The 19657-nt window shown below is 37.9% G+C and carries 17 protein-coding genes; all 17 read left to right on the plus strand.

Going from position 1 to position 19657, the window contains the following annotated elements; translation table 11 throughout:
- The first annotated feature begins 471 nt into the window (after positions 1-471).
- The 17 genes from I5677_RS15700 (at position 472) to zwf (ending at position 19642) form a co-directional block, all read left to right on the plus strand.
- Positions 472-1488 (plus strand): LacI family DNA-binding transcriptional regulator, encoded by a 1017-nt coding sequence (locus I5677_RS15700; protein ID WP_197662602.1) that lies wholly within the window; start codon positions 472-474, stop codon positions 1486-1488.
- Between the two features lie 1029 nt (positions 1489-2517).
- Positions 2518-2826, plus strand: coding sequence for a hypothetical protein (locus I5677_RS15705; RefSeq protein WP_197662603.1), 309 nt, complete (start codon positions 2518-2520; stop codon positions 2824-2826).
- Between the two features lie 47 nt (positions 2827-2873).
- Positions 2874-4892, plus strand: a complete 2019-nt coding sequence (locus I5677_RS15710) for a V-type ATP synthase subunit I (RefSeq protein ID WP_197662604.1) — start codon at positions 2874-2876, stop codon at positions 4890-4892.
- A gap of 1 nt (position 4893) precedes the next feature.
- Entirely contained in the window at positions 4894-5379 is a 486-nt protein-coding gene (locus I5677_RS15715) for a V-type ATP synthase subunit K (RefSeq protein ID WP_197662624.1), read from the plus strand.
- 19 nt (positions 5380-5398) lie between these two features.
- The gene (locus I5677_RS15720; protein ID WP_197662605.1) at positions 5399-5998 is read left to right on the plus strand and encodes a V-type ATP synthase subunit E; all 600 of its coding nucleotides are present in this window, start codon (positions 5399-5401) and stop codon (positions 5996-5998) included.
- A gap of 23 nt (positions 5999-6021) precedes the next feature.
- Positions 6022-6990: a V-type ATPase subunit gene (locus tag I5677_RS15725; RefSeq protein ID WP_197662606.1), complete on the plus strand. Its 969-nt coding sequence runs from the start codon at positions 6022-6024 to the stop codon at positions 6988-6990.
- Complete coding sequence (locus I5677_RS15730) at positions 6983-7306, plus strand: V-type ATP synthase subunit F (protein ID WP_197662607.1); 324 nt, start codon at positions 6983-6985, stop codon at positions 7304-7306. The genes I5677_RS15725 and I5677_RS15730 overlap by 8 nt, the downstream gene beginning before the upstream one ends.
- A gap of 19 nt (positions 7307-7325) precedes the next feature.
- Positions 7326-9089 carry a V-type ATP synthase subunit A gene (locus tag I5677_RS15735; protein ID WP_197662608.1) on the plus strand — a complete coding sequence of 588 codons (1764 nt, stop codon included), beginning with the start codon at positions 7326-7328 and terminating at the stop codon, positions 9087-9089.
- Positions 9089-10462 carry a V-type ATP synthase subunit B gene (locus I5677_RS15740; protein WP_197662609.1) on the plus strand — a complete coding sequence of 458 codons (1374 nt, stop codon included), beginning with the start codon at positions 9089-9091 and terminating at the stop codon, positions 10460-10462. Before I5677_RS15735 ends, I5677_RS15740 begins: the two co-directional genes overlap by 1 nt.
- A 15-nt stretch (positions 10463-10477) precedes the next feature.
- A complete protein-coding gene (locus tag I5677_RS15745) occupies positions 10478-11146 on the plus strand; it encodes a V-type ATP synthase subunit D (RefSeq protein WP_197662610.1) in 669 nt (222 codons plus the stop codon).
- Between the two features lie 768 nt (positions 11147-11914).
- Positions 11915-12634, plus strand: coding sequence for a Crp/Fnr family transcriptional regulator (locus I5677_RS17470; protein WP_197662611.1), 720 nt, complete (start codon positions 11915-11917; stop codon positions 12632-12634).
- A 134-nt stretch (positions 12635-12768) separates the two neighbouring features.
- Positions 12769-13458 (plus strand): iron-sulfur cluster repair di-iron protein, encoded by a 690-nt coding sequence (gene ric, locus I5677_RS15755; RefSeq protein ID WP_197662612.1) that lies wholly within the window; start codon positions 12769-12771, stop codon positions 13456-13458.
- A 229-nt stretch (positions 13459-13687) separates the two neighbouring features.
- Positions 13688-14287, plus strand: coding sequence for a rubrerythrin (rbr, locus tag I5677_RS15760; protein WP_197662613.1), 600 nt, complete (start codon positions 13688-13690; stop codon positions 14285-14287).
- Between the two features lie 366 nt (positions 14288-14653).
- Positions 14654-15706: an NAD(P)H-dependent flavin oxidoreductase gene (locus I5677_RS15765; protein ID WP_197662625.1), complete on the plus strand. Its 1053-nt coding sequence runs from the start codon at positions 14654-14656 to the stop codon at positions 15704-15706.
- Between the two features lie 445 nt (positions 15707-16151).
- Positions 16152-16397: a DUF1858 domain-containing protein gene (locus tag I5677_RS15770; protein ID WP_197662614.1), complete on the plus strand. Its 246-nt coding sequence runs from the start codon at positions 16152-16154 to the stop codon at positions 16395-16397.
- Positions 16398-16697: 300 nt separating this feature from the next.
- Positions 16698-18095 carry an NADP-dependent phosphogluconate dehydrogenase gene (gene gndA, locus I5677_RS15775; protein ID WP_197662615.1) on the plus strand — a complete coding sequence of 466 codons (1398 nt, stop codon included), beginning with the start codon at positions 16698-16700 and terminating at the stop codon, positions 18093-18095.
- A gap of 38 nt (positions 18096-18133) precedes the next feature.
- Positions 18134-19642, plus strand: coding sequence for a glucose-6-phosphate dehydrogenase (gene zwf, locus I5677_RS15780; RefSeq protein ID WP_197662616.1), 1509 nt, complete (start codon positions 18134-18136; stop codon positions 19640-19642).
- Positions 19643-19657 lie beyond the last annotated feature (15 nt).

The following is a 19657-nucleotide window of genomic DNA, read 5'->3' on the forward strand; positions in this document are numbered from 1 at the left end:
TACAAGAGAAGATGGCTAGCTTTACATAACACGAGTTTTATTGACATATATAATCTTACCCCTTTTATGAAAAAAAGCTATAGTTATTTTGTACAAAATTTTCATGCAATATAAAAAAAATACAGTGAAAATTATTCTATAGGGTTATTATATGAATGGATCAATAATTATTTAATATGAATTTAAAACTAAAACGATTAAGTTAAAAATATAAATTAAATTAAAAAATACTTGCAATAATTACCGAAAAGGTTTAAGATTGAATTGTGACATATCACAGATAATTGAGCTTTAAGTAAAGAGGTAGTAACTTCTCCATAGAGATTTCTATAGGAAAGTTTATAAGATTTAGTTATAAGTAGTAATAATGGCAGAAAAATCATTAACAAATTGTATAATATGCTGTGCCGTATACGAAAGAAAACGATTAAGTAAATATTATTTGAAATAACATAGATTAAGGAGTTAAGTGTGGTTTCTATTAAAGATATTTCAATCAGATGTGGCGTTTCGGTTGCAACCGTAAGTAAGGCTTTAAATGATCATAGTGATATTGGGCAGATAACAAAAGAAAATATTAGAAAAGTTGCAAAGGAGATGGGGTATTTACCGAATTCTTTTGCAAGAGCATTAAAAACAAACCGGACGTATAACCTGGGAGTTTTATTTATGGATGAGGCTCAAAGCGGTTTAACCCATGAATATTTTAATAATGTTCTTAACAGTTTTAAAGTTGAAGCAGAAAAAAAAGGTTATGATATAACATTTATTAATAAATATATGGGACAGAAGACTATGTCTTATTATGAGCATAGTAAATATCGTGGTGTGGATGGCGTAGTAATTGCTTGTATCGATTTCTCTGACCCCGATGTAATAGAATTAATTCGGGGAGATCTTCCTGTCGTAACCATTGATCATGTCTTTGATAACAGAACAGCAATTACCTCAGACAATGTTAAGGGTATGCGAGATCTGATTACTTATATCTACGAGATGGGTCATACAAAAATTGCTTACATTCATGGAGCAGATTCTTCCGTTACACAGAATCGTGTTGGTAGTTATTATAAAACCTTAGGGGAGTTAGGAATTGAAGTACCTGATGAATATGTGGTCAGCGGAATCTATCATGACCCGGATACTACTGTTAAGTTGACTAAGAAGTTACTGGCCTTAAAGGATAGACCGACTTGTATTATTTTCCCTGATGATTTTTCCTGTATAGGAGGAATTAATGCAATAAAAGAGAATGGTCTTCGGATCCCGGAGGATATATCTGTAGCAGGATACGACGGAATTTTGTTGTCTCAGGTACTCGATCCCAAAATTACAACCTTGCAACAGAATACGAAAGCTTTGGGACGAAGTGCAGCCGAAAAATTGATTGCTTTAATTGAAAATCCGAAAGCAACAATTATAGAAAGGGTGGTTGTGGAAGGTAAAGTTCTTGCTGGGAATTCAGTTAAGAATTTAAATCATAAGTAAATACAAATATTATTTGATATAGAAAAGAGAGAGGTAATACGTGGTTATAATGGTCAGACATGTTATGTGATTATTCAGTCACAGCGGCTCAGGTGAGCTGATATACGCAATATATGCAAACTAGATATATTTAATACCCGCTAGCCAGAAATTTCAGCGATTTTTCGAGGCAACTGAATATCTGCAATAATGATAGAATAAACCTCTCATTGGACTAGGATATAGATACATAATTTAGAAGGTATAAGGTAACCGAAAGGTTCCATATTAATATCATATATAAATAAATTTAGGGTTCTGACATATGCACCCGTAGCAATATTACTGGGGAGCTAATATTGTTTGATAAAACGGGAACATAATACTCCAAGCTTATAATCTACGTGTTTTTAAACCTATTATTTCATAATTTTCATTAGATGACGGGGAGTTATTCTATAAAAACGAAATAATACGGTTTGACGAGATAAAAGAGCAGGGAAGAAAACGTTAAGCGTAAAGTAAATAAAGCAATATTCGATTTACGATATCCATGTGTCAACAGATTATTATATGATATTAATGTTATACTGAAATCAACTGACCATGTTATAACCATAGAAAAAAGTTGTTTATTCCTTAATGCCTATTTTCTTTGCGGCGTGAACTCCTCAAAGAGATTACAATGATATAATTATATGAATGATTTGGCAGTGGAATAAAATAATGTAAAAGACCGATCTATCTTCCGTTAAGGAATTGAGGTCGGTTTTTTTCATTTTATATTGAGAGCTGATTCGAGTATTTCAATAGAATTAGATTAATCATTGAGTTTTAGATAAAAATCACAAGGTTTATTTATTGATTGTATGAAATGTTTGTACAAAAGTATAACAAACTCCCAAATAAAAGAAATGTATAGAATATTATTATCAAACATTCCAAAGAATCGTAAATGAAATTAGATAAGTTGTTGAATAATATAATATAATGAGATATAATATGTTAGGCGTGCAATTTGGCAATATCATGAATCCCGGAGGTGAGTAAATGGCAAAAGAAACAGTACAAGCTGTCCGCCAGGCTGAACTTAATGCAGCTCAAATTGAAAAGGATGCTAACCTTAAGAAAGATGCCATTCTTATGGAAGCACAGCAAAAAGCGACAAATTTAATTTCTTCCATGACTAAGGAAGCCCAGGATAAAGCGGCAAAAGCTCTAAAAGACGCAGAACTTAGGGGAGCAGAGATGGTAGAAGCGGCGAAATTAAAAGCCGAGAAAGAAATAATGTTAATGAATGAAATGTTAAAAGACAAAGAAAAGGCTGCAATTAAGCTGGTTATTTCCGAGGTCATTTAACCGACTTAGATTTTTGACTAAATTACGGCAAAGGAGGTGTACTTGTTATGGCAGTGCTGCAAATGCAGCGTATCTTTTTATGTGCGCTCAAGAAGGAGCGAAAACAGATCCTTGAATTATTACAGCGACGCGGCGTAATTGAAATAGAGGATATGGACAATACGGACAATGTATTTCAAAAAATGGATGTATCGGTAGCAAAGAATGGTTTTGAAAAAACAATTTCTGTAGCCAGAGATGCAGTCTCTATTTTAGATACTTATGTTCCTGAAAAGAAATCCATGCTTGCTTCCTTAAACGGACGACATGAGGTTTCAACAGATGTGTATGATGATTTTTTTGATAAACATGATGACACATTAAGAATTGCCCATCGCATTATTGCTTTGTCAAAGGAAATTGCTGAACAAAAAGGCGAAATCCTGAAACTAGATACTCAAGTTGAGATGTTAACTCCTTGGATTACCTTTGATATACCAATGAATTTTAGTGGTACAAGGTATACAAAAGCATTCATCGGTACTTTACCGGATCTTTGGACGATGGATGCTATCTATGAGAGGTTGGCTGATTTTACACCACTTAATGTAGATATTGTAAGTGCAACAAAAGATCAGACCTGTATTTTTGTGCTTAGTCCTAAGGATAAAGCCGATGCAGTGTATGATGTATTAAGAGGGATGGAATTTACCCATCCAAGTTCCACTTTTAATAAAGCTCCGGCGGAACAGCTAGAGATATTAAAAGACAGGATAAAAAAAGCCAATGAAGCCATTAACAAGGCGAAGGATGAAATAATATCCTATGCAGATAAGAAGGAAGATTTACTCTTCTTACAAGACTATGATACGATGAGAGCTGAAAAATATGAGGTTATCGGTCATGTACTGCAATCGAAAAATGTATTTGTTCTACAAGGCTATATTCCGAAGCGAGATGCTCTTAAGGTTTCAGAGGAATTAAGTGCAAAATTCTTGGTTTCGGTAGAGCTTGAAGATCCCTCTGAGGATGACGAGGTTCCGGTGCTTCTTGATAATATCGGATTCTCCAAACCTCTGGAAGGAGTCGTAGCGGCTTATAGTCCCCCGGGTAAGGGAGAAGTTGACCCAACCATGGTAATGTCCTTATTCTATTATTTATTGTTTGGATTGATGCTCTCTGATGTGGGATATGGCGGTATCATTACATTGGCTTGTGCCATCTTACTAATAAAGTTTAAAGACACGATGGAAACCTCCAACAAGGGTTCTCTTAAGATGTTTTTATACTGCGGTATTTCAACAATGTTCTGGGGTGCTATGTTTGGCAGTTATTTCAGTGATATTGTTACCGTAATAGCGGAGACCTATTTTGGCAGAACCGTGGTGATTGAACCCCTCTGGTTTACACCTATGAGTCAGCCGATGCGAATGTTGGCATTTTCTTTGGTTTTTGGTATCATTCATTTATTTGCCGGTATCGGAATGAAATTTTATCAATTAATTCTTATTAAAGATTATAAATCAATATTATATGATGTAGTAACTTGGTTCGTACTATTAATCAGTGCCATCATAGTTTTACTATCAATGGATATGATTAAGAACATCTTTAGCTTAAATATTAATATGCCTACCGGACTGGTTAATGGTGCAAGTATTACGGCTCTATTAGCTTCTTTAGGAATTATATTGACCGGTGGTCGTGCCTCAAAGAATCCGGTCAAAAGGATACTAAAAGGTATCTTTGAGTTATATGGTATCTCGGGTTATTTGAGTGATGTATTATCTTATTCCCGTCTTTTAGCACTTGGTCTAGCTACCGGAGTTATTGGTATGGTTATCAATCAGATGGCCGGTATGGCCGGTGGAGGACCTTTAGGACCGGTGATATTCTTAATTATATTTGTCGTAGGACATACGGTGAATTTAGGAATTAATGCTCTGGGAGCCTATGTGCATACGAATCGTTTACAATATGTTGAATTTTTTGGTAAGTTTTATGAAGGCGGAGGAAGAGAGTTTAAGCCTTTTAGTGTAAAAACAAAATATTACAAATTCAAGGAGAAGATGAAAAATGAAGTTTGATATTAATACGTTAGGAATAGTATTAGCTTTGCTAGGTGCAGTTTTAGCTGCTTTAATGGCAGGTATTGGTTCCGCTATTGCGGTTGGTATGGGTGGTCAGGCGGCTGCCGGTGTTGTAACAGAGGATCCGGGTAAATTCGGTAAGGTTTTAATTTTACAGCTTCTTCCCGGTACTCAGGGTATCTATGGTCTGTTAATTGCGTTCATTACCTTAACTCAAATTGGTGTTATTGGTGGTGGCGGCGCTGAAGTAACATTTGCTAAGGGTCTTTTATACTTTGCTGCTTGTCTGCCAATGGCTATTGTTGGTTATTATTCCGCAGTAAGCCAGGCAAAGGCATCTGTAGGAAGTATCGGTGTTGTTGCGAAAAGACCGGAGCAGTTCGGTAAGGCAATGCTTTTCCCTATCATGGTTGAGACCTATGCGATTTTTGCGTTACTGATTTCAATTTTAGCAATTACAGGAGTAGGTAATTTAAACATTTAACAGTTGGGAGAGTTTAACAATGACTGGATTAGAAAAGATTTTAAAGGCTATTGAGGAGGATGCGAAGGCTGCTGCAGCAAAAGTAATTTCCGAAGCTGAAAAGGAAGCGACAGAAATTATGAATGAGGCAAAAGCACAAGCGGATAAAAACAGCGCCGAAATAGCGAGAAAATCCGATGCTGATGTTAAAGAACTCCTGAAACGGGCAGATTCTGCGGCTAAACTGCAGGAGAAGAAGCTAATTCTGGATGCGAAACAGCAGAACATCGGTAAAGTGATAGAAAGTGCCAGGACCTCATTATTAAACCTGCCGGATAAAGAGTATTTTGATGTGATTATTCGTATGGTACAAAAATTTGCTTTGGGCGGTCAATCCGGTGAGATATTATTCTCATCTAAGGATTATAAGCGTATTCCTAAGAATTTTGATACCATGATTAAAGAAGCATTGACTGATAAAAAGGGAGCATCCCTGACCGTATCAAAAGAAGTAAGAAGCTTGGACGGTGGTTTTGTATTGGTTTATGGTGATATAGAAGAGAACTGTTCCTTTGATGCTTTATTTAGTGCAGCGAAGGAAGATCTGCAGGATAAAGTAAATGCATTTTTATATGAATAATAGACCAGAGAAAGGGTGAAGACATGACTGAACAGCAATACACATATGCCGTTGCGAGAATCCGTTCCAAAGAGCTTTCGCTGCTTAGTAAATCGGATATTGAACAGCTTATGAACTGTAAAAGCGAAAAAGAATGTTTGCGTCTGTTAACCGATAAAGGCTGGGGTAAATCTGAGGATGAAAATGCAGAGCAACTTTTGAATGCAGAACATGAGAAAACCTGGGAACTGATGCATGAACTGGTTGAGGATATGTCCGTATTCCATACTTTCCTTATCGGCAATGATTTTCATAATCTGAAGGCAGCCATTAAGCAGGTTTACATGGATTCGGAAATTACAGATATCTACATCTCCCATGGTACCATAAAACCGGAGCTTATCTATCGGGCAGTGAAGGAACATGAATTTTCACAGCTGCCACCCCATTTGAGCGCCTGTGCTGAGGAAGCATATCAGATACAGCTGCATACGGGTGACAGCCAATTATGTGATATTATTTTAGATAAAGTTGCCCTGGAAACGATCTATCAAGAGGGAAAAGCTTCGGGCAATGAGCTCCTTTCCCTATATGCGGAGCTAAAGGTTGCTTCTTCTGATATTAAGATAGCACTACGCAGTGTAAAAACAGGTAAAGACAAAAACTTTATTGAGCGAGCCCTTGCTGAATGCGAAAGCCTGGATATCAGGAAACTAACTGTGGCAGCTCTGGGTGGAGAAGAGGAAATCTGTAATTATCTCAGTACAACGGATTATGCAGATGCAGTTTCAGCCTTAAAGGAATCTCCCTCCGCCTTTGAACGTTGGTGTGACAACCTGATTATAAAACATATCCGTCCTCAAAAATCAAATCCGTTTACTATATCCCCTCTGGCAGCCTATATTCTGGCTCGCGAGAATGAGATAAAAACGGTTCGAATCCTACTTTCCGGTAAGCGTAACGATATTTCGGATGATTCGATCCGGGAAAGATTGAGGGAAATGTATGTATAAGATAGCGGTATTAGGAGACAGAGACAGTATTTACGGTTTTGCAGCCTTAGGTTTGGATACCTTCCCGGTTAAAAATGCCGAAGAAGCAGCAAAGACTTTGAAAACATTGGATGACGGACAATACGGCGTTATCTATATCACAGAGGCATTGCAGCTAGCGTTGGAAGAAGAAATTGATCGCTATACAAGCGAATATCTTCCGGCAATCATTCCAATACCGGGAGTTTCGGGTAATACGGGTCTTGGAATGCGTAACGTAAAGAAGTCAGTGGAACGAGCAGTAGGCTCTGATATTATATTTAATAACGATAATTAAAAAAAGCAGGTGAATGAAAATGAGCAAAGGCACCATAAAGAAAGTTGCCGGTCCGTTGGTAGTTGCAGAGGGTATGCGCGATGCCAATATGTTCGATGTGGTTCGTGTAAGTTCCCATCGTCTGATCGGTGAAATCATTGAAATGCATGGCGACCAGGCTTCCATCCAGGTTTATGAAGAAACCTCCGGACTCGGACCGGGAGAACCGGTAGAATCTACCGGTGCACCCTTAAGCGTTGAATTAGGACCCGGATTAATCGGAAGCATCTTTGACGGTATTCAACGTCCTCTGGTCGATATCATGGAAGCTACTGGAACGAATCTTAAGAGGGGTGTAGAGATACCCTCCTTAAGCAGAGATAAAAAATGGAAGTTTGTACCGACTGCAAAAAAAGGCGATGCAGTAGAAGCCGGTGATATTATCGGTACGGTTGCAGAAACCGATATTGTAACCCAGAAAATTATGATTCCTAACGGTATCCAAGGTACCTTAAAATCCATCGAATCCGGTGAGTTTACCGTAACCGATACCGTCGCAGTCGTTGAAAAAGAAGATGGTACGACAGAGAATATTACTTTAATGCAGAAGTGGCCTGTTCGTGTCGGTAGACCTTATAAGCAGAAATTATCTCCGGATAAACCTCTGGTAACCGGTCAAAGGGTTATTGATACCTTATTCCCGATTGCAAAAGGTGGTGTTGCAGCGGTTCCTGGTCCTTTCGGAAGCGGTAAGACCGTAGTTCAGCATCAGCTGGCTAAATGGGCAGAGGCTGATATCGTGGTATATATCGGCTGCGGTGAACGAGGTAACGAGATGACTGACGTTTTAAACGAGTTCCCGGAACTTAAGGATCCTAAGACAGGAAAATCTTTGATGGAACGAACAGTACTAATTGCAAACACCTCTGATATGCCCGTTGCGGCCCGTGAGGCTTCCATCTATGTAGGTATTACGATTGCAGAATACTTCCGTGATATGGGCTTTTCTGTAGCCTTAATGGCAGACTCCACCTCCCGTTGGGCAGAGGCTCTTCGTGAGATGTCAGGACGTCTTGAGGAAATGCCTGGTGAAGAAGGTTATCCTGCATATCTTGCCAGCCGTCTGGCACAGTTTTATGAAAGAGCAGGAAGGGTTATCTCCCTTGGTAAGGACGGAAGAGAAGGTGCGTTATCAGCCATTGGTGCGGTTTCTCCTCCCGGTGGTGATATCTCTGAGCCGGTATCTCAGGCAACTCTTCGTATCGTTAAGGTGTTCTGGAGTCTTGATGCAAACTTAGCTTACAGAAGACATTTCCCGGCGATTAACTGGTTGACCAGTTACTCTTTATATAATATGGGCAAATGGTTTAATGCAAATGTCAGTGAGAAATGGATGGATTTAAGAACAAGACTGATGCGTATGCTAAATGATGAGGCAGAACTGGATGAAATCGTTAAACTGGTCGGTATGGATGCTTTATCCGCTCCGGACCGTTTAAAGTTGGAAGCGGCAAGATCCATCCGTGAGGACTTTTTACATCAGGATGCCTTCCATGAGATCGATACCTATACAGATCTTAAAAAGCAGTATCTGATGATGGAGCTGGTTCTCGCATATTATGACATCTCGCTTAGTTACCTTAACAAGGGTGTTAATATCGAGGATCTGGTAAATCTTCCAATTAGAGAGAGAATCGGACGGTTTAAATATATTAGTATAGATAAGATTGAACAAGAATATGATGATATTATTCTTAATTTAAATAAAGAGATTGATGCTCTGTTAGTAAAGGAGGAAGCCTAATGCCTAAGGAGTATAGAACCATACAAGAGGTAGCAGGTCCTCTTATGTTAGTACAAGGTGTTGAAAATGTAGCCTTTGACGAGCTGGCTGAAATTGAGCTGGCGAACGGCGAAAAACGCCGCTGTAGAGTTCTTGAAATTGACGGTAGCAATGCTCTGGTTCAGTTATTCGAAAGCTCAGCCGGTATTAATATGTCCAACAGTAAAGTTCGTTTTCTCGGAAGAAGCATGGAGCTGGGTGTATCGGAAGATATGCTAAGCCGTGTATTCGACGGTCTTGGACGTCCAATGGATAATGGTCCCGAGATTTTACCGGAGAAGCGTCTTGATATTGCCGGTCTTCCTATGAACCCAGCGGCAAGAAACTATCCCCAGGAGTTTATCCAGACCGGTGTATCTGCCATTGACGGTCTGAATACCCTGGTTCGTGGACAGAAGCTTCCGATCTTCTCAGCCAGCGGTCTACCTCATGCGGAACTGGCAGCTCAGATTGCCCGTCAGGCTAAGGTTAGAGGAACGACAGAACCCTTCGCGGTTGTTTTTGCCGCTATGGGTATTACCTTCGAGGAAGCGAACTTCTTCACGGAATCCTTTAGAGAAACCGGTGCGATTGACCGTACCGTTATGTTCATTAACTTAGCAAATGACCCGGCGGTAGAGCGTATCTCTACACCTCGTATGGCTCTTACCGCAGCAGAATATTTAGCCTTTGAAAAGGATATGCATGTTCTGGTAATTTTAACGGATATTACAAACTATGCAGACTCCTTACGGGAGGTATCCGCAGCCCGTAAAGAGGTTCCCGGACGTCGTGGTTATCCGGGATATATGTATACCGACTTGGCATCTCTATATGAAAGAGCGGGACGTAAGAAGGGCAGAGCAGGAAGTATCACCTTAATTCCTATCTTAACTATGCCCGAGGATGATAAGACCCATCCGATCCCTGACTTAACCGGTTATATTACCGAAGGGCAGATTATCTTAAGCCGTGAACTTTACCGTCAGGGAGCGCAGCCACCGATTGATGTATTACCTTCCCTGTCCCGTCTAAAGGATAAGGGTATCGGTAAAGGCAAGACCAGAGAGGATCATGCTAATACCATGAACCAGATCTTTGCAGCCTATGCCCGTGGTAAGGAAGCGAAGGAGCTTATGGTAGTACTTGGTGAAGCAGCCTTAACGGATATTGATAAATTATATGCGAAATTTGCGGATGCCTTTGAACATGAATATGTATCCCAGGGCTATAATACAAATCGTGATATAGAGGATACCCTAAACCTTGGCTGGAAGCTGTTATCCATTCTGCCGAGAACTGAGCTTAAGAGAATAAAGGACGAGTTTCTTGATCAGTATTACGGCAAGTTTTAAAGGAGGTGCTACACTTTGGCTAAGGCACATATAAATCCGACCCGAATGGAATTGACCAGATTAAAGAAGAAGCTGGCAACAGCTACCCGTGGACACAAGCTTTTAAAGGATAAACGGGATGAACTGATGCGGCAATTCCTTGATATGGTTAGAGAGAACAAAACTCTCAGGGAAAAGGTCGAGAAAGGGATTAACGCTGCGAACAAAAATTTTGTTCTGGCCAGATCCGCGATGCCGGAGGAGATACTAAACGTAGCTTTGATGGCACCGAGACAGGAGGTTTTCTTAGAAAGCCAGAGACGTAATGTAATGAGTGTTGAGATACCGGAATTTGAGTATAAGACAAAGACACCGGATGCCAATGATATCTATCCTTACGGTTTTGCCTTTACCTCCAGTGACCTTGATGATGCGGTAAAATCCCTGCAGGATATCCTCCCGGATATGCTTCGTCTGGCTGAGATTGAAAAATCCTGTCAACTGATGGCCGCTGAAATCGAGAAGACGAGAAGGCGTGTAAATGCCTTAGAGCATGTTATGATTCCGGAAATGAAGGAGAAAATTAAGTTTATTAAAATGAAGCTGGATGAGAATGAGCGTAGTACTCAGATCCGTCTGATGAAGGTGAAGGATATGATGCTGGAACAGGCTCATCATTATAGTGAGAAATATCATCAGGCTTAAAGTTAATAAGATAAATGTATGTTTCATTCATTAATTACAGTTATTTCTTATGAAAGTTATGAATAGGGACTGGAATAAAAATACTGCATTTTATGAAAGGTACAAAATAATACAATGACAATAAAAAACCATATTACTCTTAGATTAAAGAACTAACCCCTATAAGATTATAGGCCTGATATGTCTCCTGTCAAGTTAAGAGGGATCATATCAGCCTAACTCATGAGGGCCAGTTCATATAGGAAAGAGAATGTGGTTTTTTATTGTATTGAGCCTATATTAGTCTATTTTTTAATATATAGAAAAGGTAAAGATGGGCTGCAAAAAATGGATAAGCAGGGGTTATGATTTTACCGTAATATGCTGTTTGAAGGACATGTTATTGATTTTGGTATGTCTAAATCGAACAAACATGTTCGATTGGGGACATAAAAAATCAATAACATGTCCTTCAACCTGTGTGTGAGGTAAGCCATAATCTCTGCTAGATACATTTTTTACAGCCCCATAAAAAATTTGCTTCACTTAAGTATAATTTAAAAAGCAGGTACTTGACGATAAATATTTTTTTTGACATACTAGACTATGTGTGGATACATTATAATTGTTGTTTTTCTTATAATGTTATTAAATATTGATTGTGGCTTGACACAAATCACTGATACCATACAATAAATTAATAATGAACATACATAAAATTTTGAAAGAACGAGTTGTTAATCCTATTTACTTAGAATATACTTATACTCTTAAAGAGGAGGTACTTTAGTGACAGAGACATGCAACTGCAATAACTGTAGAAACGAATTATGTATTCGTAAGGTTCCGATATTTTCAACATTAAATCAAGAGGATGTTGGAAAAATTGCGAGTTTAATCAATCATCGGGATTATAAAAAAGGTGAAACGATACTCTTTGATGGAGATTATACTGATTCAGTTGTTATTATCAATGAAGGTAGTGCCAAGGCTTATAAAAACACACCGGATGGAAGAGAACAAATATTATATGTCTTTTCGGAAGGTGACTTTTTTGGAGAACAGAATTTACTTGGTAATAAGACAGCTACTTTTTCAGTGGAAGCATTACAACCGGTTAATACCTGTATCCTATCCAGGGGACAATTTCAGAAACTATTATACAGTTATCCTGAAATAGCCGTTAAGATTATTGAGGAGCTTTCTGGAAGGATGGCAAGACTGGAGACAGCCTTACAAAGTATGGGTGTAAGGAATGTAGATACCAGGGTGGGAGGAATCCTTTTGGAATTTGCAACGAAATATTCCACAAAGACAAATGAGGGTACATTAATCCATCTGCCACTTAGCAGAGAAGGGATAGCAAATTACCTTGGAGTAGCCAGAGAAACCTTAAGTAGAAAACTAGGACAGTTAGAAAACGAAGGACTGATACGTTCGGTTAATAATAAGGAGATTCTTATTCCGAATATGCAAGCCATTGAACTACTTGCCGGAGCAGGCTATTAAAGAATTTGCCGTAAAAGATGAATTGGGGAACCAATTTGTCTTTTTTTTGATTGCAATCACAGAAACTTGCTTTTGATGCATTTATACTAACATCATAACAAGAAAACGTATTACAGATTTAAGGAGGAAGATTTATGATGAATTTACTTGATCGAAATGCAACAATCGGAAGTGTGGTAGCTGAACTTCCACAGGCAACTGATATTTTTAAAGACTTTAACATTGATTTTTGCTGTGGAGGCCATAGAAAACTGGCAGATGTTATTGCAGAGCAAGGAATTAATGAAACAGAGATTTATGAGAGAATAAGACTAGCACAGGAGGTTCGTAAGAGTGAATATGAAAGCAACAAAAACTTTAATGAGATGAATTCCCTGGCTTTATCCTCCTATATTGAAGATACCCATCACAGCTATCTACGTAGAGCGCTACCGGATATTGCAGAAATTCTTAATACCATTCTAAGAGTTCATGGAAAAAATCATATGGAGCTTTTTGAGGTATATCGTCTGTTTGGAGGTCTAAAAACAGATTTAGAGCAGCATCTATTAAAAGAAGAGACCATGTTGTTCCCTGCACTCTATCAGGATTATAAAAACCAGCATGAAATACTCCATTTGTCGTCAGATATTATTGGCGAGCATGAAGCGGCTGGAAAAATCCTGGAAAAACTCCGTACAGCAACCAATGATTACAAGGTCCCTGATGATGCATGTGGAACCTATGAAAGAGCCTATGCAATGCTGGAGGAATTGGAGAAGGATCTACACCAGCATATTCATCTGGAGAATAATATATTGCTGAAAGACTATGATCCCAGATAACAAGTAACGAGCACGAAGAATTTTTGGGCATCAGATAATGTCGTATATCTTATTTTCATTATCTGAAGAAATTAATGGTGTTTTTCTATAAATATGTATATTTAACCTCCTCTAAAAACAAAATAATATTTGATTAATATTGGATTCATATAAATATAATGAATTTAATGTGAGTTTGTACCATATTTGGGTATACTTAAAATACATTATTATTTGGAGGTTATGAATTATGGCAACGGATTTTAAGAAAAGTCAAACAAAGGATAATCTTATGAGGGCTTTTGCCGGAGAAAGTCAAGCCAGAAACCGTTATACCTTTGCAGCATCTCAGGCTAAGAAAGAAAAGCTATATGTGATTTCCGAAATATTTCGGTTTACAGCCAATCAAGAGAAGGAACATGCAGAGATATTTTATGATCATCTAAAGGAATTAGCCGGTGAAAACATTCTTGTAGACGGAGCATATCCCGTAGATATTGCAGATGATGTGGCAAAACTTTTACGAATGGCACAGCACAATGAATATGAGGAATATGATCCGGTTTACAAAAGTTTTGGAGATATAGCAAAAGAAGAGGGCTTTAACAAGGTAGCCGCATCCTTTCATCAAATTGCTGCAATAGAAAAAACTCATGGTGACCGTTTTGCCAGATTTGCGGAAATGTTAGAGGAAAACAAGCTTTTTATTTCCGATGTTGAAGTTGGTTGGATGTGTTTAAACTGTGGTCATGTTCATTGGGGGAAAGAAGTGCCTAAAGAGTGCCCGGTCTGTCATCATGACCGAGGATATTTTATCCGATTGGATTTGGCACCTTTCCAAAATTCCTAAGCAATAGATAAGATACAAGCTTGCAATCCTCACTCTACTTTTATCAATTAAATGTCTTAGATATAAGTTGTAAAACTTAATCTGAGACATTACATACTAATTATCAATAAATATAAAGTATTGTCTTTATTCAATCAGTTCATTAATTCCCAACTTTGTAAAGATTTGTATTGATATAGTAATTGAAACTACATTACATAGAAAAATATACTATAATATATTGACAACATCACCCTATAAGCTTATAATTAATATCATACCGGTGGAGACACCGGATATTATAGAAAGAATAGTTTGATAATCAAAGTAATTAGATTGAAACAGTACGCAATGTTGAAACATAGACATAAGGAGTGAGGAAATATGATGATGAAGCCATTAGTTATAGGGGATTTGATAGCCAAAGTTCCAATTATTCAAGGAGGTATGGGAGTAGGTGTTAGCAGATCAGGATTAGCAGGAGCGGTTGCCGCCGAAGGTGGAATTGGAATAATATCAACAGCCCAAATAGGATATGATGAACCAGATTTTAACAAGCGTCAAATACCAACCAATCTGGTTGCTATTAAAAAACATATTGATCTAGCAAGAGAAAAAGCGAATGGTGGTCTCATAGGAGTTAATATTATGGTTGCCACCAAGCAATATGAGAAGTATATTAAGGCAGCCTGTGAGGCAGGAGCAGATCTTATTATATCTGGTGCAGGACTTCCGATAACATTACCGGAACTTGTGAGGGGATTTAAAACTAAAATAGCGCCTATTGTCTCCAGCCTAAGGGCAGCTTCTGTCATACTTAAGATGTGGGATAAGAAATATCAATCCACTGCAGATCTAATTGTCATAGAGGGTCCCCGTGCCGGAGGACACTTAGGTTTTTCGAAAGATCAATTAGATCATATTGATGAACTTGATTATGATTCTGAAATTAGAAGTATTATAGAATATAAGAAAGAATTTGAAGATAAATATCAGAAGAAGATACCGGTAGTTGTTGCCGGAGGTATCTTTGATAAAGAAGACATAAAGCATGCCTTATCTTTAGGGGCAGATGGCGTTCAGATATCATCCAGATTCGTTGTAACAAAAGAGTGTGATGCCAGTGATGAATTTAAGCAAGCTTACATTAATGCAAAGAAAGAAGATATTAAAATAGTAATCAGTCCGGTAGGGATGCCGGGTAGAGCTATTATGACATCGTTTATGGAAGATGTAGGATGTGCAAAAATACCGGTTGATAAGTGCTTTCATTGTCTGGAACATTGTAATCCGAGAGAAACACCCTATTGTATAACCAAAGCCCTGATTGAGGCCGTAAAAGGGAATATTAAAGGTGGTTTAGTGTTTTGCGGAGATAATGTCCATCGTTTAAAAGAAATGACAACAGTGAAGGAAATCTTTGATGAACTAGTATTCTAGGTTAAGACAACAAGGAAATACTAACATTTAGTTAAATCAGTACTTACGAAACGGTAATGCAAGTTATCGTTGAAAATAGCAATCATAATAAATTATATTGGCTGGATTATTAATTGTTCCTTACATTTAAAGTATAATTAATAATCCGGTTTTTTATGATATAAAAATAAACTATGTTTGCATCACTCTGAATAAAGAAAATGTATGTGCAAATCTATGAATCCAAGTTTAGAGAAAGACTTTTCATACCCAAATCGATAGAAAAGCTACGAGTTCCATAAAAACCAGGCAGGATTCACACTCGCTGGATCTATAGTATGGAAATAAATTCTGGAAATGTGATTTAAGTCACAGAAAAATCACCATAATAAGATAATAATATGATAAAACGATAACTATATTATCTTTTCGGTTATTAGAACGAAAGAATGAAAAGGATGATATTATGAAAAGTAATGATAATACACAAAAGGCAGTAATCGATTTAAAAAAATCAATTTATGAATTATGCAATGAGTATCCGGGGCTTCCGGATGTTTTAACAAAATTGGGTTTTACGGATATAACGAAACCGGGGATGTTACAAACAGTAGGAAGATTTATGACCCTTCCTAAGGGCTCTGTTTTAAAAAAGATACCTATGGATAAGATAAAAGAAACCTTATGTAATGAGGGATATGACATTATTTGAGTGTATATAATATAAGATAATTGAGTTGTATTTGGGAGAGTTATATAACAAATTCGGTTAAAATGGAAAATTAAGAAATATATGTTATAATAATTATATAAATTATAAATTAATTCAAATTATGATTCGAAATTTTACAAATCTCTGTTTGTTAATTACAATCGAAACAAGGCATAAGACAAATGTTTGACTTATATCCCCCTCTTAACGTATATATTACGACAATCCACAGGGGACCCTACAAATGAATAATAACATCTGGAAGAAAAAACGTATCTGGAAAGAATGGAGGAAAGCAATATGATAAAACAACAGGTTGGTGTGATTGGTTTAGCGGTCATGGGAAAAAATTTGGCGCTTAATATAGCAGATCATGGTTATTCAGTATCGGTATATAACCGTTCTGCTCAAAAAACGGATGAATTATTAAAGGAAGCACAAGGCAAAAATCTGATAGGAACTTATTCGTTGGAGGAATTTGTTGAGTCCCTTGAAACACCAAGGAAAATCATAATGATGGTGAAAGCAGGGGATGCTGTTGATGCTACAATAAAGAATTTGTTGCCATTAATTTCAAAAGGTGACATTTTGATGGATGGCGGCAATTCCTACTATAAAGATACCATAAGAAGAAGTAGAGAGCTGGAAGAGAAGGGATATCATTTTTTAGGAACAGGAATATCCGGCGGAGAAGAAGGTGCCAGAAGAGGTCCGGCGATTATGCCTGGCGGTGAAGAAGAGGCATATCGGATGCTGGAGCCTGTATTAACAGACATTTCTGCAAAAGTGGATAACGAACCCTGCTGTACGTATATCGGTAAAAACGGAGCAGGACATTTCGTAAAAATGGTTCACAACGGAATTGAATATGCCGATATGCAGCTGATCTGTGAAGCATACCTGATCATGAAGAAGGTAATTGGTTTGACACCCCCTGAATTTCATGAAGTATTTAAAGAGTGGAATAAGGGAGAGTTAAACAGCTATCTGATTGATATTACCGCTGATATATTTACAAAACAAGACCCCAACACAGGGCAATATCTGGTGGATTTAATTCTTGATGTGGCTGGTCAGAAAGGAACCGGTAAATGGACCGGTCAAATATCGCTTGATTTAGGCGTGCCTACTCCTACTATCACCACAGCTGTGTATGAACGTTATCTTTCTTCCATGAAAGAGGAAAGGGTGAACGCAAGTAAAGTATTGAAAGGACCTGAAAACCTTGATAAAAAATCAAAGGATTTTACAGAGGCAGTACGTCGGGCATTATATGCTAGCAAAATATGCTCCTATGCCCAGGGCTTTGGATTGATGAGGGAGGCCTCTGAACAATTTGGATGGGATTTAAAACTTGGAGATATCGCCAAGATATTCCGGGGAGGATGTATTATTCGAGCACAATTTTTAAATCATATTATGAGTGCTTATGATAAAAATCACAAACTAGTTAATCTATTGTTGGAGGACTATTTTAAAGATATTGTTGGCCAGTATCAGATGGAATGGAGAGAAGTTGTTAAACAAGCAATCTCCGCAGGAATACCGACGCCCGCTTTTTCCAGTGCTTTAGCTTATTATGACAGTTACCGGTCAAAGGAGCTTCCGATGAATTTATTGCAGGCACAGAGAGATTATTTTGGTGCACATACTTATCAGAGGATAGATATGGACGGAATTTATCATACCAAGTGGTAGATAGGAATTTAAGCAATGGATAAGGAGGAAATTCGCTTATGATAGACAATGATAATTTAAAAAATGGAGATGGTAATTTGTCTGCTATACTGGTAATATTTGGTGGTACTGGGGATCTAACCCATAGAAAGCTGATGCCTGCCTTATATAATCTGGTTTTAGACGGTCTCTTACCTGAACAGTTTTCTATTGTATCGGTAGGAAGAAGAGATAAAACAGAGGAAGAGTATCGCAGTGAAATACATGAAGCAATTCAGAAGCATTCCAGAAATAAAGTTGATGATAAACTATGGGAAAAACTCAATAAAATGATTCATTATTATAGATTTGATTTTACGAATTTAGAAGGATTTACTGCTCTAAATGAGTATTTAGACAGACTAGATGAAACTGCACATACCGGCGGAAACAGAGTTTTTTATCTGGCAGTTGCACCAGAGTATTTTGAAACCATCGTACAGGGATTGCAACAAAGTAATATGGGCAAGAAAAAGGATGCCTGGAGCAGACTTATCATCGAAAAACCCTTCGGAAAAGATTTAAAGACTGCCAGGCAGCTTAATAATAAGTTGTTGGAGGTTTTTGATGAAAGCAGTATCTATCGTATCGATCATTATTTAGGCAAGGAAATGATTCAGAATATTATGGTTCTTCGTTTTTGTAATTCAATATTTGAATCAATCTGGAATAATAAATTTATCGATAATATTCAGATATCCCTCACAGAAAAACTGGGGGTAGGCACCAGAGGAGGGTATTATGAGCATTCGGGAGCCATGAGGGATATGCTGCAAAATCATATCATGCAAATTTTATCCATGGTTGCAATGGAACCACCGGTGAATCTAAAAACCGATTCCATTCGTACGGAGAAACAAAAAGTAATTGAAGCGATTGAGGAAATCACACCGGAATTTTTACGAGATAACGTAGTGTTTGGTCAATATGGTAAGGGTGTTATTGACGGTACACCGGTGGTTGGTTACCGGGAAGAAGAAAATGTACCGGCGAATTCTAATACCGAAACCTTTGTTGCGCTCAAACTTCATATTAATAACTTTCGTTGGGCAGGAACTCCGTTCTATATCCGCACCGGTAAACGTATGGGAACCAAATCTGCAGAGATCGTAGTTCAATTTAAAGACTTACCAAATATTCTGTATTTTAAGGATCGCAATATTCAGGAACCTAATCTGCTGGTCCTTAGAATTCAACCGAGTGTAGGTGTTTTCTTTCAATTTAATACCAAGAATTTTAGTACCCACAATGATATCGTAGCAACTAAGATGGACACAAGTTATGAAAGCCCAACACAGGGTAATACACCGGAGGCTTATGAAAGACTAATATATGATATCCTTAGAGGAGATGCAACTTTATTCTCCCGGTGGGATGAGGTGGAAGCGGCCTGGTCAGTGGCAGATCAGATAATAAAATATCGCGAGCAAAAGAAAGTTAATTTTCCAAATTATGATTCCGGGTCCATGGGACCGGTACGAGCTTTTGAATTACTGGCAAAGGACGGAAGAAAATGGTGGAATGTATAAAAAATGATAAGGGGA

The sequence above is a fragment of the Mobilitalea sibirica genome, assembly GCF_015999265.1.
Lineage (GTDB): Bacteria > Bacillota > Clostridia > Lachnospirales > Lachnospiraceae > Mobilitalea > Mobilitalea sibirica.